The sequence below is a fragment of the Kribbella sp. NPDC056951 genome (assembly GCF_042674205.1).
Classification (GTDB): domain Bacteria; phylum Actinomycetota; class Actinomycetes; order Propionibacteriales; family Kribbellaceae; genus Kribbella; species Kribbella yunnanensis.
Window position 1 is genome coordinate 576980 of sequence record NZ_JBHUQZ010000002.1, and the last position, 13620, is coordinate 590599.

At 67.1% G+C, this 13620-nt stretch carries 17 protein-coding genes; 7 read left to right on the plus strand and 10 right to left on the minus strand.

The window, feature by feature from the left end; all coding sequences use genetic code 11:
• The first annotated feature begins 42 nt into the window (after positions 1-42).
• Positions 43-918 carry a DinB family protein gene (locus ACFTSF_RS10310; protein ID WP_380153548.1) on the plus strand — a complete coding sequence of 292 codons (876 nt, stop codon included), beginning with the start codon at positions 43-45 and terminating at the stop codon, positions 916-918.
• Here the strand turns inward: ACFTSF_RS10310 and ACFTSF_RS10315 are convergent.
• Positions 897-1697: a helix-turn-helix domain-containing protein gene (locus tag ACFTSF_RS10315; RefSeq protein ID WP_380153549.1), complete on the minus strand. Its 801-nt coding sequence runs from the start codon at positions 1695-1697 to the stop codon at positions 897-899. The genes ACFTSF_RS10310 and ACFTSF_RS10315 overlap by 22 nt on opposite strands.
• A 69-nt stretch (positions 1698-1766) precedes the next feature.
• Between ACFTSF_RS10315 and ACFTSF_RS10320 the strand changes: the two genes are divergently transcribed.
• Positions 1767-2513 carry a phytanoyl-CoA dioxygenase family protein gene (locus ACFTSF_RS10320; RefSeq protein ID WP_380153550.1) on the plus strand — a complete coding sequence of 249 codons (747 nt, stop codon included), beginning with the start codon at positions 1767-1769 and terminating at the stop codon, positions 2511-2513.
• 54 nt (positions 2514-2567) lie between these two features.
• On the opposite strand, the gene ACFTSF_RS10325 is transcribed toward ACFTSF_RS10320, so the two are convergent.
• Positions 2568-2984 (minus strand): VOC family protein, encoded by a 417-nt coding sequence (locus ACFTSF_RS10325; protein ID WP_171673160.1) that lies wholly within the window; start codon positions 2982-2984, stop codon positions 2568-2570.
• A 207-nt stretch (positions 2985-3191) separates the two neighbouring features.
• Between ACFTSF_RS10325 and ACFTSF_RS10330 the strand changes: the two genes are divergently transcribed.
• Positions 3192-4775 carry a beta-N-acetylhexosaminidase gene (locus tag ACFTSF_RS10330; RefSeq protein WP_380153551.1) on the plus strand — a complete coding sequence of 528 codons (1584 nt, stop codon included), beginning with the start codon at positions 3192-3194 and terminating at the stop codon, positions 4773-4775.
• Here the strand turns inward: ACFTSF_RS10330 and ACFTSF_RS10335 are convergent.
• Positions 4772-5044: a protealysin inhibitor emfourin gene (locus ACFTSF_RS10335; RefSeq protein ID WP_344163972.1), complete on the minus strand. Its 273-nt coding sequence runs from the start codon at positions 5042-5044 to the stop codon at positions 4772-4774. The genes ACFTSF_RS10330 and ACFTSF_RS10335 overlap by 4 nt on opposite strands.
• A gap of 460 nt (positions 5045-5504) precedes the next feature.
• Between ACFTSF_RS10335 and ACFTSF_RS10340 the strand changes: the two genes are divergently transcribed.
• Together ACFTSF_RS10340 and ACFTSF_RS10345 are read left to right on the plus strand one after the other, a co-directional pair.
• Positions 5505-5708, plus strand: a complete 204-nt coding sequence (locus ACFTSF_RS10340; protein ID WP_012921273.1) for a cold-shock protein — start codon at positions 5505-5507, stop codon at positions 5706-5708.
• A gap of 93 nt (positions 5709-5801) precedes the next feature.
• Positions 5802-6296 (plus strand): DUF6328 family protein, encoded by a 495-nt coding sequence (locus tag ACFTSF_RS10345; RefSeq protein ID WP_380153552.1) that lies wholly within the window; start codon positions 5802-5804, stop codon positions 6294-6296.
• On the opposite strand, the gene ACFTSF_RS10350 is transcribed toward ACFTSF_RS10345, so the two are convergent.
• Positions 6277-7134 carry an LLM class flavin-dependent oxidoreductase gene (locus ACFTSF_RS10350; protein ID WP_380153553.1) on the minus strand — a complete coding sequence of 286 codons (858 nt, stop codon included), beginning with the start codon at positions 7132-7134 and terminating at the stop codon, positions 6277-6279. The two genes, ACFTSF_RS10345 and ACFTSF_RS10350, sit on opposite strands and share 20 nt — an antisense overlap.
• 56 nt (positions 7135-7190) lie before the next feature.
• On the opposite strand from ACFTSF_RS10350, the gene ACFTSF_RS10355 reads away from it, so the two are divergent.
• A complete protein-coding gene (locus tag ACFTSF_RS10355) occupies positions 7191-7967 on the plus strand; it encodes a dioxygenase (RefSeq protein WP_380153554.1) in 777 nt (258 codons plus the stop codon).
• 118 nt (positions 7968-8085) lie between these two features.
• Here the strand turns inward: ACFTSF_RS10355 and ACFTSF_RS10360 are convergent, their stop codons facing one another.
• Positions 8086-9066, minus strand: coding sequence for an SMP-30/gluconolactonase/LRE family protein (locus ACFTSF_RS10360; RefSeq protein WP_380153555.1), 981 nt, complete (start codon positions 9064-9066; stop codon positions 8086-8088).
• 79 nt (positions 9067-9145) lie between these two features.
• Between ACFTSF_RS10360 and ACFTSF_RS10365 the strand changes: the two genes are divergently transcribed.
• On the plus strand, positions 9146-9745 hold the full coding sequence (locus ACFTSF_RS10365) for a phosphatase PAP2 family protein (RefSeq protein WP_380153556.1): 600 nt from the start codon (positions 9146-9148) through the stop codon (positions 9743-9745).
• Here ACFTSF_RS10365 and ACFTSF_RS10370 read toward each other — a convergent pair.
• The 5 genes from ACFTSF_RS10370 to gap all read right to left on the minus strand — a co-directional run bounded on the left by ACFTSF_RS10370 (position 9735) and on the right by gap (position 13435).
• Entirely contained in the window at positions 9735-10094 is a 360-nt protein-coding gene (locus ACFTSF_RS10370; RefSeq protein ID WP_344163993.1) for an RNA polymerase-binding protein RbpA, read from the minus strand. The two genes, ACFTSF_RS10365 and ACFTSF_RS10370, sit on opposite strands and share 11 nt — an antisense overlap.
• A gap of 15 nt (positions 10095-10109) precedes the next feature.
• Positions 10110-10343 (minus strand): preprotein translocase subunit SecG, encoded by a 234-nt coding sequence (gene secG, locus ACFTSF_RS10375; RefSeq protein WP_132403979.1) that lies wholly within the window; start codon positions 10341-10343, stop codon positions 10110-10112.
• Entirely contained in the window at positions 10340-11146 is an 807-nt protein-coding gene (gene tpiA / locus ACFTSF_RS10380) for a triose-phosphate isomerase (protein ID WP_380153557.1), read from the minus strand. Before tpiA ends, secG begins: the two co-directional genes overlap by 4 nt.
• A 5-nt stretch (positions 11147-11151) precedes the next feature.
• Positions 11152-12345, minus strand: coding sequence for a phosphoglycerate kinase (locus tag ACFTSF_RS10385; protein ID WP_380153558.1), 1194 nt, complete (start codon positions 12343-12345; stop codon positions 11152-11154).
• An 85-nt stretch (positions 12346-12430) separates the two neighbouring features.
• Entirely contained in the window at positions 12431-13435 is a 1005-nt protein-coding gene (gene gap / locus ACFTSF_RS10390) for a type I glyceraldehyde-3-phosphate dehydrogenase (RefSeq protein WP_344164004.1), read from the minus strand.
• Between the last annotated feature and the right edge of the window lie 185 nt (positions 13436-13620).

The window sequence follows — 13620 nt, forward strand, 5'->3', positions numbered from 1 at the left end:
CTGCGGACCGATCCTGTCCGCAGGTCGTTCTACGGTGAATTCATGACCACGACATTGGAGAACTTGCTGAGCCTGTCCGACTTCGCGTGGGGACGACTGCGGGACCGGGTCCAGGGGCTGACTGACGCGGAGTACTTCTGGGAGCCGTTCGACGTGACGTGGAGCGTGCGCCAGACGGCCGACGGCCTCGCGATGGATGGGTTCGCGGAGGACGGGCTGGTGATCGCGCCGGAGCCGCCGCCGTTCACGACGCTTGCTTGGCGAATCACGCATATCGTCGACATCCTGCAGGAGGATCGGACGGCGACCTGGTTCGGGCACGAGGTGGATCCTGCGGACGGGCAGCCGCCGGTACCGGGGTCGGCGGCTGAGGCGTTGACTGCGCTGGATCACTCGTACGACGTGTGGCGGCGGCGACTGGCTTCGTTGAGCCAGGAGGACTTGGATCGGCCGATGGGTGCGATCGCGAGTCAGCATGCCGATGATGACGGGACGGCGTTCGCGTTGCACATCCTGGATGAGCTCATCCATCACGGGGCCGAGGTCGGGACACTGCGCGACTTCTACCGCGGGCTGCACCCCGAAGATCCGTTCGAGGGAGCGCTCTCTGGCGAGATCACGCCGGCCGAGCGTCCGACGCTGGTGGCTGAGTCTGCGGCGGCTCAGCGGTGGGAACTGGTTCCGATGCTGGCTGAGCTGGGTTTCGGGCTCGACGAGAAGACGGCCAACGGTTTCACGGCTGCCCATCTAGCGGCGGGGAACGGCGCTCTCGAGACGCTGCGGTTCCTGGTTGAGCGTGGGGCCGATCTGTCGATCACCGACGCGCGCTTCAACGCCGACGTGCTGGGGTGGGCGAAGTGGTTCCACCAGGCTGATGCGATCGCGTATCTCGAGGGTCAGGGCACGAACGCCCGCTGAGAGCGGTTTCTGAAGTCTCTGGGTGAGATCTCGTGGGCGGTGGTGAAGCATCGGGTGAAGTACGACTGGCTGGTGTAGCCGCAGCGGTCGGCGATGGCGGCGATCGCGAGGTTGGTTGCTGCTAGCAACGAGGCGGCGTGTTCCAGACGGAGGTCGGTGACGAATTCCGTCGGGGTCAGACCGTAGCTGCTGCGCATCGAGCGGGACAGGTGCGCGGGGCTGACCGCTGCCAACTCAAGGAGTCGCGGCAGGCCGGCCCGGAGGTTGGCTTCGGAACGCATTGCCGTGCAGGCCTTCCCGAGCCAGTCGGGAACCCCGCGCTCCGGAGCTTCGGGCACCACCTGCTCCAAGACATCGATCCAGAACCGGAGCAGATCGTACGACGTCGGTTCGTCCTGAAAGCGTTCCAGCGCCAGTGAGAACGCGGAGAGCGCTCTCTGACTGTGGAACCTGGTCGGGCAACTTGTGCGCGTGAGATCCAGAAACCCCTGCCAGGCCGAACTCGGGAACGCGATGTTGATGAACTCCAGACCATCCGGCGCAGCACCACGGATCGCGTGCTGATCCTGCGAACGAACCAGTACGACGTCGCCCGGCGCGAGCGGTTCGGCACCCGTGATCAGTAGGTGCTCGCCATGGCCCGAGACCACGCCCATGAACTCGTGGAAGTCCGCGTGCGTGTGCAACTCGGTGTCGCGCGACCTGGCCGGGATCCGCACCCGGGCCGCGTGGAACGGACGACCGAGTGCGTGCGGCTCGAAACGCAGTACCGGAATCACATCAACACAGTACAAATTCTCGGCAGCTCGTTGCTAGTCCGTCGCGGCGAGCACCCCGAGCATTGAGGCATGTACGAAACAGACGGCTACGTCATCTACCGCAATGTCATCGACTCCGACCTGATCAAGGAAGTGAATGATCATGTCGAGTGGTTGCAGGCACGTCATCCCGATGTCCGACCCGAACAACTCGGCCACATCTATCTGCGAGACGACCCGTTCTGGTTGCGGCTGGTGAGTGATGATCGACTGCTCGACATCGCGGAACAGTTCGTCGGACCGGACCTCGCGCTGTTCGCATCGCACTACATCTCCAAACCGCCGTACTCGGGTCAGCCGGTGCTGTGGCACCAGGACGCGGCGTTCTGGCCGCTCGACCCGATGGAGGTCGTGACGCTGTGGCTCGCGGTCGATCACTCGACCCCGGAGAACGGATGCGTCCGCGTCGTACCGGGCAGCCATCACTCCGGAGTCGCCGGGATGCGCGAGAACACGAGCGTGGAGAGCGTTCTCGGGAAGGAGATCGCGGTCGAGGTCGACGAGTCCGCCGCCGTCGACATGGTGCTCGCGCCCGGTGATGTCGAGGTGCACCACCCCAACATCGTGCACGGCAGCAACGCCAACACCTCACCGCATCGGCGCTGCGGACTGACGATCCGCTACATCCCCACGTCGACCAGGATCACGGACCCGGAGACGCCGTACCCGAGCGCGTTCCACCTGCGCGGAGCAGCCGGAGTGAACGAGTACCAACCGCTCCCCCGGTACGACGCCGCCCGGCACTTCGCGTTCTCGGCCAGTCCGGAGTGGACGTAAAAGGCCCGCCCCGGCCACACAGCCCGGGACGGGCGAGTTGTCATCAGGGAACTGCTACTCCAGGCAGATCCGGAACGGGTGTCCGGCCGGATCGGCGTAGATCCGCCAGCCGCGCGCATTGTCGGCCGGAGGTGGGTCGAGCGGGTCCAGCGGTTCCGCTCCGAGCGCGACCACGGTGGCGTGGCCACTGGAAAGGTCCTCGACGATGAGGTCGAGGTGGAGATCCTGCGCATCGGTGCCGGGCCACGTGGCCGGCAAGTACTCCTCCGAGCGCCGGAAGGCCAGTGTCGAGAATCCGAGCGACGACCCGGGGCCGGTCAGGCTCCGCCAATCCTCGTCACCGTTCTCGTCGACATCCAGCCCCAGCAGCGCCGAGTAGAACTGGGCGAGCTCCAGCGGGTCCGGGCAATCCAGAACCACCGAGCCGAGCCGCCCGGCAGTACTGCCCGGCTGCTCTGCCACCTGCGTCATCTGTCCTCCAGCTTCGTCACTTCGACAGCCTGCCCCTGTCGGAGCAGGACCTACGGGCCCATCTGGTCGGAAGGCCCGGCCGCCTACGATGACAGGTCGATGGGACAGTTCGCACCTTTCGACACGCCTTCCTGACCGGTCAAGCAGCTCACGCCAGGTAGTTGCATCGTGTTGACGGGGACAGCGCCTGCCCGAACACTTACGGTCATGAAGCGACTACTCCGCCCCCGTCGTCCTCTGATCGGTCTCCTGACCGCCGCCTTCCTGGCAGCTCCCCTGTTCGCAGTTCCGACTGCCGCGGCAGCCACTCCGGCCCCCGCGCTGATCCCCAAGCCCGTGTCTCAGCAACCGCTCTCTGGCGAGACGTTCACGCTGCAGGCGTCGACTGCCATCGGCGTCATCGCCAGCGCAAGCAAGCGCGCTGCGGCCACCAAAGTGGCCGAGCAACTGGCCGCTCAGCTGCGGCGCTCGACCGGATTCACCGTCCCGGTCGTCCCCGACGCCGGCACGATCCGGCTCTCGACCAACGGCGCCAGCTCCCTCGGCGCCGAGGGCTACCAGCTGCGCGTCGACCACACGGCCGTCACGATCACGGCTGCGACGCCGGAAGGGTTGTTCCGCGGCGTCACCACGCTGCGGCAGCTGCTGCCCGCCAAGGCGGACGCGGCCACCCCGCAGGCCGGCCCGTGGAAGATCGCCGGGATCGCGATCTCCGACTCTCCCCGGTTCGCCTATCGCGGCACCATGCTCGACGTCTCGCGGCACTTCTTCTCGGTCGCGGAGGTCAAGCGGTACATCGACCTCGCGTCGCTCTACAAGCTCAACAAGCTGCACCTGCACCTGGCCGACGACCAGGGCTGGCGGATCCAGGTCGACAGCTGGCCGCGATTGACGACGTACGGCGGCAGCCTCGAGGTCGGCGGTACGCCGGGTGGTTACTACACGAAGGCCGACTTCGCCGAGATCGTGCGGTACGCCGGAGAGCGGTATCTCACCGTGATCCCGGAGATCGACACCCCCGGTCACACGAACGCCGCATTGGCGTCGTACGCGGATCTGAACTGCAACGGGGTCGCCCCGCCGCTCTACACCGGGACGAACGTCGGTTTCAGCTCGCTCTGTGTCGGCAAGGAGCTGACGTACTCGTTCCTGGACGACGTGTTCGGTGAGGTCGCAGCGCAGACGCCGGGCGACATCGTCCACCTGGGCGGCGACGAGGCGCACTCGACACCCCACGCGGACTACGTCACGTTCCTCAACAAGGCCAGCACGATCGTCGCCGGCCACGGCAAGCGGGTGATGGGCTGGCACGAGATCGGAGATACCGCTCTCCCGGCCGGGAGCATCGTGCAGTACTGGGGTACCGACGACACCAAGTCCCGGGATCTCGCCCGCCTGGCCGCGACCAAGGGCGCCAAGGTGGTCATGTCGCCGGCCAACCGGGCCTACCTCGACATGAAGTACAACAAGAACACCCCGTACGGCCTGGACTGGGCCGGCCTGGTGAGCGTTGAGAAGGCCTACAGCTGGAACCCGACGACCCTGATCCCGAACCTGCCGGAGAGCGCTGTCGCGGGCGTCGAGGCGCCGCTGTGGTCCGAGACGCTGGACAACATCGACAAGGTCGAGTTCATGGCGTTCCCGCGGCTGCCCGGGATCGCCGAGCTCGGATGGTCACCGGCCTCCGCCCTCAACTGGACGGCGTACAAGGACCGCCTGGCCGGTCAGGGCTCGCGCTGGGACGTGCTGAGCGTCAACTTCTACCGGGCGCCGGAGATCGCCTGGCGCTAGCCCAGGACGCGGTCGAGCAGCCAGGCCGTGGACTCATTCAGGTCCTGCTCGGCGACTGTGTGGTGCGTCGCGGCTCCGTCCGGGGTCGCGCGCACCTCCAGCCGGTAGACGTACCGATCCGGCTCCGGACGGCCGGTACCGAGTTCAGCGCCGTACAGCGCGAGGACAGCCGCCTCCAGGCGCTCGGCGTCCGGCTCGGTGCTGGTGTCCAACGAGCCCTCGGCGACAAGGCCGGCGAACCCTCCACTACGGGTCACGGTGACGATCAACAGCTGCTCCTCCGTCGGTCGGGGCACCACGATTGCGCGCCGTGCAACGAATGTCCAGAGCCGCGCGACACGCCGGAAAATTCGATCACCAACGCGCGCCCATTACCCGGCGTACCGGCCCCTTTGTCTCACGTTGCCATCCGCGCAGCCCGCCGCAAAGGGACGAATCAGCAGGTCGGCGCGGGATTCGGCACTCCACACCAGGGCCCCGGCGGGTGGGTGACCGGCGAATTCACCCGACCACGGAGCGTGGCACCCGGCGACAATCAGCGACACGTGTTCTCGATCACCCCTTCCACGCGGCCTCAGATCGGCTACAGTTATCGCGTTGCAGTTTTGGACTCCCACTGACTTTCGCTGTGCTGTACGGCCGGTTTCGTCGTCTGGGGCCTTTCGGCGACACGCGGTTCATGAGGTGTGGATCGCGTCTTGTTACAAGCCATCAAGGAGATAGACACAAATGGCTGTCGGTACTGTCAAGTGGTTCAACGCTGACAAGGGCTTCGGCTTCATCACCCCGGATGACGGTGGCGCGGACGTGTTCGCGCACTACTCGGCCATCCAGACCTCGGGCTTCCGCTCGCTGGACGAGAACCAGCGCGTCGAGTTCGAGATCACCCAGGGCCAGAAGGGCCTTCAGGCGGAGAACATCCGCCCGATCTGATCCCCGGATCAGCTCTTCTCGAAACTGAAATGTCGGGGCCGCGCACCTTCGGGTGCGCGGCCCCTTCGCTTGTCCGGGGTGACAATGGTCGCGATGACCGAGAACGAGCGATACAGCCGCCCCGGGGAAGACGCCGGTGAGCGTCTGGACCGGCAATGGGGTGAACTGCTTCAGGAGCTGCGGCTGGCGCAGACCGGCACCCAGATCCTGTTCGCGTTCCTGCTCAGCATCGCATTCCAGAATGCGTTCCAGAGTGCGGACGCGTTCACCCATCATGTGTACGCCGGAACGCTGATCGCCTCCGCTCTCGCGGTCGGACTGTTCCTCGCGCCGGTGTCGTTCCACCGCATCGTCTACCGGCACAAACTGCGCGACCGGATGCTCCCGATCGCCAGCCGGATGGCCGTCGCCGGCCTGGCCTTCCTGGTGCTCGCCATGACCGGCGGTGTCCTGCTCGCGGTCGATGTCGTGGTGTCCCGCCCGATCGCGATCGTCGTCGCCGCGATCGTCCTGCTCTGGTTCATCGTCTTCTGGTACGCCATCCCCGAGTGGGTACGGCGTAGCACGCCTACCGGAAGCGCGGAATGACCTCTGCGGCGATCTGCTCGAGCACGTCCTCGCTGCCGGCGTAGATACCTTCCGCACGCGGCCAGTGCGTGATGACGTCGGTGAAGCCGAGGGCTGCGGCCCGGCCGACGATGTCCTCGAACGCAGCGATGCTGGACAGCGCGTAAACGCTGTTGTCGATCGAGAGGTAGCGGTCGAAAGGGCCGGTGGCAGTGAGCACGTCGTCGAGGCGGTGGGACAGCTCAGTGACCGTGGCGAACCAGCTGTCGAGGTCGTCGGCGCGACCGCCGGTGGTGACCCAGCCCGCGCCGTACTTGGCGGCCAGGCGGAGCGAACGCGGACCGTTGGCGGCCATCACGAACGGCACGCGCGGTTGCTGGATGCAGCCCGGAAGCGTGCGGCCGTTGCGGACCTCGAAGTACTCGCCCTTGTAGTCGACGCCGTCGGTTGTCAGCAGCGTGTCCAGCAGCTCGACGAACTCGGTGAGCCGGTCGACCTTCTGCTTCGGAGACAGGTCGGAGCCACCCTGGATCGTGGTGTCGATGCCACCGCCGGCGCCGAGGCCGCAGAGGAAGCGGCCGTCGGAGATGTCATCCAGAGCAAGGATCTCGCGGGTCAGCGCGAGCGGGTGCCGGAAGTTCGGTGAGGTGACGAACGTGCCGAGCTTGATCGTCGAGGTCGCCAGCGCGGCCGCGGTCAGGGTCGGTGTCGTCCCGTACCAGGGTGAGTCCTGCAGGCCGCCCCAGGTCAGATGGTCGTAGGTCCAGGCATGGTCGAACCCGAGCTCCTCCGCCCGCCGCCAGCGCCGCTCTGCTTCCTTCCACCGGTATTCCGGCAGGATCGTGATCCCGAATCGCATGGGTGCACCTTATCGACCCGGGAATAGATTGAATGCTCAACCATGTTGTCGCCAGCATGACTACCCCGGTGCTGTACCTGAGCCACGGCGCGCCCCCGCTGGCCGACGACCGCCGCTGGACCGCCGAGCTGGCCGGTGTCTCGGCCGCGCTCGAGCGCCCGACCGCGATCCTGATCGTCTCCGCCCACTGGGAGGCCGCCCCGCTCACCCTCGCGGCGACCGAGACCGTGCCGCTGCTCTACGACTTCGGCGGCTTCCCGGAGCGCTACTACCAGGTCCAGTACGCCGCCCCTGGCGCCCCGCAGCTCGCCGACCAGGTCCGCAAACTGCTCCACTCCCCTGGTACGCCGGTCTATGACGACCCGACCCGCGGTCTCGACCACGGGGCTTACGTCCCGCTGAAGGAGATGTACCCGGAAGCCGACATCCCGGTCCTCCAGGTCTCGATGCCGACCCTCGACCCGACCGAGCTGTTCCGCATCGGCCAGAAGCTCGCACCCCTACGCGACCAGGGCGTCCTGATCATCGGCAGCGGCTTCACCACGCACAACCTGCGCGAAATGAACTTCGCCGCCGGCGTCGACGCCCCCGCCCCGAACTGGTCGATCGAGTTCGACGACTGGACCCGCCGCGCCCTGCAGTCCCAAGACGTCGACGCCCTGATCGACTTCCTCCACAAGGCCCCAGCCGCCACCGTCGCCCACCCCCGCACCGAACACTTCGCCCCACTGTTCGTCACCCTGGGCGCCGCCGCCAACCAACTCCCCACCGCCGAAACCATCATCGATGGCTTCTGGTACGGCTTGTCGAAACGCTCCTGGCAGATCGGCTGACCGACACACGCCGAGCCGCGAACCGGGGCCGTGAACAAGAAATGGTGGGCGTGAACAGGTCATAGCTTGTTCAAGCCCACCGCGCCGGGTGCGCACCCCCGAGAACTGTCGTGGATGGTCAGCGCTTGGGGGTGGGGAAGGTGGCGAGGGTGGTGGTGCCGATGCTGGCTAGCCAGACTTTGCCGTTGTGTTCGCGGACGCCGGTGGGCATGCGGAAGTCGGGGTGTTTGCCGCGGAGGTCGTGGATGAGGGTGCCGGACTCGTCGTAGGCCTGGACCTCGATGATGTCGGCGGGGCCGGGCTGGAGGGCGTCGGGGAGGGCCCAGACGAGTTTGCGGAGGATGGGCGGCTTGGGGAGCAGGAGGTCGAGGAGGGCGTTGCGGGGTGAGCCGATGGTGACCCAGATGAGGCCGTCGGAGCCGCGCGCGATGTTGTCGGGCAGGCCGGGGACACGGGCTAGTACGGCGGGCTCCGCGTCCGGCGTACTGAGGTCGAGTTTGTAGACGGCGTACGTCGCGGTCTCGGCCCAGTACAGGGTTTGGTGGTCGGCGCTCAGGGCCACGCCGTTGGGGAAGGCACGGTTGGCGGCGAGGCGGGTGACTGTGCCGTCGGGGGTGAGGCGGTAGACGCTGCCGGTGGCGGAGTGCTCGAGCAGGTCGCCCTTCCAGTTCTCGAAGCCGAAGCGGGTGGACGAGTCCGAGAAGTAGATGGTGCCGTCGGGGTCGACGGCGGCGTTGTTGCAGAAGCGCATCGGGCGGCCGTCGATCTCGGCCAGCAGGGTGGTCACCCGGCCGTCCTTGTCGAGGGTGAGCAGACCGCGGTTGGCGTCGCAGACCAGCACCTTGCCGTCCGGAAGCCACTCCAGCCCGAGCGGCCGGCCGCCGGTGTCGCCGAGCACGCTGATCGTCGTACCGTCGGGACTGACCCGCAGGATGCGGCCATCCACGAGACCTGTGAGGACACTGCCGTCCTCATCGATCAACGTGTCCTCGGGCCCGTGACCCGGTACGGCGACCGTGCTGACCTGCAGGCTCGTCGGGTGCCGAACGGGGTCGGCCGGGGGCGGGTTCCAGCGCACAGGAGCGATCGACGACTTCATGAACCGACCCTAGCGTCCGGGGACGTTCCAGGGTTGATCACCGATGCGGCTCGGGGTGGCGTCGCCGGACGCTGTCGAGATGGAACCTTGGTCGAGATCTCGCCTGATCCTCGTCGGCGCCGGTTCGCTCGTGGCGGTGGTCGCCGCCGGCTACCTGCTGCGGACAACCATCCCGCCTGCCGACCACTGGCTGGTCACGCATGCGTATGCCGCACCCGGTTCGACACCGGCAGCGGTCGCCACCACAGTCAGCGGGATCGGCACGCTCATCGCAGTCGTCGCCCTGCTGGTCGTGGCCGCACTCACCTGGCGACGACGAGGCACACGCGAAGGCCTGCTGCCGCTCGCGGTGGTGCCGGTATGCCTTTCCCTGCTGGCATTACAGGGACTTCTGAACCGTGAAGGACCACCACAGCAACCCGAGGCCGGCACCTATCCGAGTGGCCACGTGACAGTCGTGACCACAGCGGTCGCAGTGACCCTGCTGATCGGAACGACCTGGCGCCGCCGCATAGCAGCGCTCGGCAGTACGGCGATCCTGCTGGTCAGCGCCAGCCGGATCGCGCTGGCCGAGCACTGGCTGCTCGACGTGGCCGGCGGGATCGCCGGAGTGGCCGGTGTCGCGCTGCTGTCCTACGCAGTGCTGCACCGGCCACGACCGCAAACGGTCAGAAGATGACTTCGCCGCGGGCTCGCCGCGCGCGGAGCTTCTCCAGGGCCTCTTCGAGGATCTCGGCCGCCTCCGTCTCGGAGCGCCGCTCCTTCACGTAGGCCAGGTGGGTCTTGTAGGGCTCGATCTTCGTCGGCGGCGGGGGGTTGTTCACATCGGTGCTGGTCGGCAGACCGCACCGCGGACAGTCCCACGCCTCCGGGACAGCTGCCTCGACCGCGAAGACGGTCGCCGTCTCGTGCCCGTTGGCACAGAAGAACACGACACGCTGGCGGGGCGCGGTGTCGCCGCGCTCCGCCTCGCCCATCGGGCCGGCACCGACCCGGCTGCCACGAATAGCACTACCACCACCAGCCACGGGAACCTACCTCCCTCAGCCGATTTTGTAGAGCAGGCCGAGCGCGACGATGGAGGCGAACCAGATCAGGCCGACACCGATCGTGATGCGGTCCAGGTTCCGCTCGGCGACCGAGGAACCGCCCAGGCTGGACGACACTCCACCACCGAACAGGTCGGACAGGCCACCACCACGGCCTTTGTGCAGCAGCACGAGCAGCGTGAGGATGAGGCTGCAGATGAGCACGACGATAGAGAAAGCGAGGATCACGAGGAGTAGCCTAACTGAAGGTCCAGGTAACGGCAGATGCCGGCGAACTCGTCCACCTGGAGGCTCGCACCCCCGACGAGACAGCCGTCGACATCCGGTTGGGCCATGATGCCACCTGCGCTGGCCATCTTCACCGATCCGCCGTAAAGAATCCGTACCGAGTCGGCCACCGAGGGTGAAATCGTCTCCTCGATCCGCGCCCGGATCGCCGAGTTGACCTCCTGGGCGTCCTCCGGGGTCGCGACCTCGCCGGTCCCGATCGCCCAGACGGGCTCGTAGGCGATGACGACCTTGCGGACGTCGTCCTGCTTCAGGCCGGCCAGCCCGGCGTCGACCTGGGCCAGCACGTGCTCGACCTGGCCGTTCTCCTTGCGGACCTCGAGACCCTCACCGACGCACATGATCGGGATCAGGCCCGCCTCAAGTGCCTTGGCGGTCTTGGCGTTGACCAGCGCGTCGTCCTCACCGTGGTACTGCCGGCGCTCCGAGTGCCCGGTCAGCACGTAGGTGCAGCCGAGCTTGCTCAGCATCGCGGCCGAGATCTCACCGGTGTAGGCGCCGGAGTCCTTGGTCGACACGTCCTGGCCGCCGTACTTGATCTTCATCCGGTCACCGTCGACCAGCGTCTGCACGCTGCGGATGTCGGTGAACGGCGGCAGCACCGCCACCTCGACGCGCTCGAAGTCGTGCTTCTTGTCCTGCAGCGTCCACGACAGCTTCTGCAGCAGGTGCACGGCCTCAACATGGTTGAGGTTCATCTTCCAGTTGCCCGCCATCAGCGGCGTACGGGCAGCTTCTGCCATGTGAGTCAGTCCTCTTCCAGTACGGCGAGTCCCGGGAGCTCCTTGCCCTCCAGGTACTCGAGGGATGCGCCACCACCGGTGGAGATGTGGCCGAACGCATCGTCGGCGAAGCCTAGCTGCCGGACGGCGGCCGCGGAGTCACCGCCACCGACGACACTCAGGCCATCTACCTCCGTCAACGCCTGCGCCACAGCCTTGGTTCCGGCCGCGAACGCCGCCATCTCGAAGACGCCCATCGGGCCGTTCCAGAACACGGTCTTGGCGGCCGCGACCTCGGTGGCGAACGCCTTGCCCGAGTCGGGACCGATGTCCAGGCCGAGCTGGTCGGCCGGGATCGCGTCGGCGGCGACCACGGTCGCGGGCGCGTCGGCGTTGAACTCCGGCGCCACCACGATGTCGGTCGGCAGCACGATCTTGTCGCCGGCCTCCTTCAGGTAGCCGCGGACGACGTCGAGCTGGTCCTCCTCGAGCAGGCTCTTGCCGACCTCGTGTCCCTGCGCCTTCAGGAAGGTGAAGACCATGCCGCCGCCGATCAGCAGCTTGTCGGCCTTGGCCAGCAGGTTGTCGATCACCGCGAGCTTGTCCGACACCTTGGCGCCGCCGAGCACGACGACGTACGGGCGGGCCGGCTCCTCGGTCAGCTTCTTCAGTACGTCGACCTCCGCCAGCACGAGGCCGCCGGCCGCATGCGGCAGTTTGCGGGCGACGTCGTACACGCTGGCCTGCTTGCGGTGCACGACACCGAAGCCGTCGCTGACGAAGACATCCGCCAGCGCGGCGAGCTCGTCGGCCAGCTGGTCACGCTGCGCCTCGTCCTTGCTCTCCTCGCGCGGGTCGTAGCGCACGTTCTCGAGCAGCAGGACCTCGCCCTCGTCCAGCTCCTGTACGGCGGACTGGGCGGAATCGCCGGTCACGTCGGTCGCGAAGTGCACGGTGATGCCCTCGGCGGCCAGCAGCTCGCCGAGCCGCTTGGCGACCGGGGCGAGAGTGAACTCCGGGTTCGGGGTGCCCTTCGGGCGGCCGAGGTGCGCGGTCACGATCACCTTGGCGCCGGCCTTGGCCAGCTTCACCAGCGTCGGCAGCGAGGCGCGGATGCGGCCGTCGTCGCCGATCACGTCGTTCTTGATCGGCACGTTCAGGTCGGAGCGGACGAGTACCCGCTGGCCGGCCAGGTCGCCGAGATCTTCGATGGTCTTCACAGTTCTGCTTCCTATCAAGACAACGTCCGGGGAACCGGGGTGCAGGACCGCGGTTCCCCGGACGTCACGGGATCAACGAGTTACGTCAGAGCGAGGCGCCGACGTAGTTCACGAGGTCGACGAGGCGGTTGGAGTAGCCCCACTCGTTGTCGTACCAGCCGACGACCTTGACCTGGTTGCCCAGGACCTTGGTCAGGCCGGCGTCGAAGATGCAGGAGGCCGGGTCGGTGACGATGTCGCTCGACACGATCGGGTCCTCGGTGTACCGCAGGTAGCCCTTGAGCGCACCCTCGGCAGCGGCCTTGACGGCGGCGTTGACCTCTTCGACCGAGGTCTCGCGGCCGACGTTCACGGTCAGGTCGGTGGCCGAGCCGGTCGGGACCGGGACGCGCAGCGCGTAGCCGTCCAGCTTGCCCTTGAGCTCCGGCAGCACCAGGCCGATCGCCTTGGCGGCACCGGTCGAGGTCGGGACCACGTTCAGCGCGGCGGCGCGGGCGCGACGCAGGTCGCTGTGCGGGCCGTCCTGCAGGTTCTGGTCCTGGGTGTAGGCGTGCACCGTCGTCATCAGGCCCTGCTGGATGACGAACTCGTCGTGGATGGCCTTGGCCATCGGGGCGAGGCAGTTGGTGGTGCAGGACGCGTTCGAGATCACGGTGTGCTTCTCGGCGTCGTACAGCTCGTGGTTCACACCCATGACGACGGTGAGGTCCTCGTTCTTCGCCGGGGCGGAGATGATGACCTTCTTGGCGCCGTTGTCGGCGTGCGTCTTGGCCTTGGTGGCGTCGGTGAAGAAACCGGTCGACTCGATCACGATGTCGGCGCCGACGTCCGACCACTTCAGGTTGGCCGGGTCGCGCTCGGCGAAGGCCTTGAAGCTGTGGTCGCCGACCGAGATGTCGGTGTCGGTCGCGGACACGTCACCAGGAAAGCGGCCCAGGATCGAGTCGTACTTGAGCAGGTGGGCGAGGGTCTGGTTGTCGGTCAGGTCGTTGACGGCGACGACCTCGATGTCGGCACCGGACGCCTGGACGGCGCGGAAGAAGTTACGGCCGATCCGGCCGAAGCCGTTGATACCTACGCGTACGGTCACGGGACTACGTCTCCTCGAACTAGCGTTCCAGCACTGCTCTTCACCCCGAACATTAGCCCAACCGCCCACTCGGCCAACTGGTGCTATCCACAGCAGACCACCGCCTCTCGCGACGAGGTTTCAGACCAGACCACTTGCTGGTCTGGAACCTGGCGGTTTCCGCAATGTTCCTGCGGAAACCGCCG

Coding starts and splice junctions, on each gene's coding strand:
- ACFTSF_RS10320 (WP_380153550.1), top strand. CDS start 1,767: ATGTACGAAACAGACGGCTACGTCATCTACCGCAATGTCATCGACTCC.
- ACFTSF_RS10355 (WP_380153554.1), top strand. CDS start 7,191: ATGACTACCCCGGTGCTGTACCTGAGCCACGGCGCGCCCCCGCTGGCC.
- ACFTSF_RS10325 (WP_171673160.1), bottom strand. CDS start 2,984: ATGACGCAGGTGGCAGAGCAGCCGGGCAGTACTGCCGGGCGGCTCGGC.
- ACFTSF_RS10360 (WP_380153555.1), bottom strand. CDS start 9,066: ATGAAGTCGTCGATCGCTCCTGTGCGCTGGAACCCGCCCCCGGCCGAC.
- ACFTSF_RS10365 (WP_380153556.1), top strand. CDS start 9,146: ATGGAACCTTGGTCGAGATCTCGCCTGATCCTCGTCGGCGCCGGTTCG.
- ACFTSF_RS10310 (WP_380153548.1), top strand. CDS start 43: ATGACCACGACATTGGAGAACTTGCTGAGCCTGTCCGACTTCGCGTGG.
- ACFTSF_RS10340 (WP_012921273.1), top strand. CDS start 5,505: ATGGCTGTCGGTACTGTCAAGTGGTTCAACGCTGACAAGGGCTTCGGC.
- tpiA (WP_380153557.1), bottom strand. CDS start 11,146: ATGGCAGAAGCTGCCCGTACGCCGCTGATGGCGGGCAACTGGAAGATG.
- ACFTSF_RS10330 (WP_380153551.1), top strand. CDS start 3,192: ATGAAGCGACTACTCCGCCCCCGTCGTCCTCTGATCGGTCTCCTGACC.
- ACFTSF_RS10345 (WP_380153552.1), top strand. CDS start 5,802: ATGACCGAGAACGAGCGATACAGCCGCCCCGGGGAAGACGCCGGTGAG.
- ACFTSF_RS10350 (WP_380153553.1), bottom strand. CDS start 7,134: ATGCGATTCGGGATCACGATCCTGCCGGAATACCGGTGGAAGGAAGCA.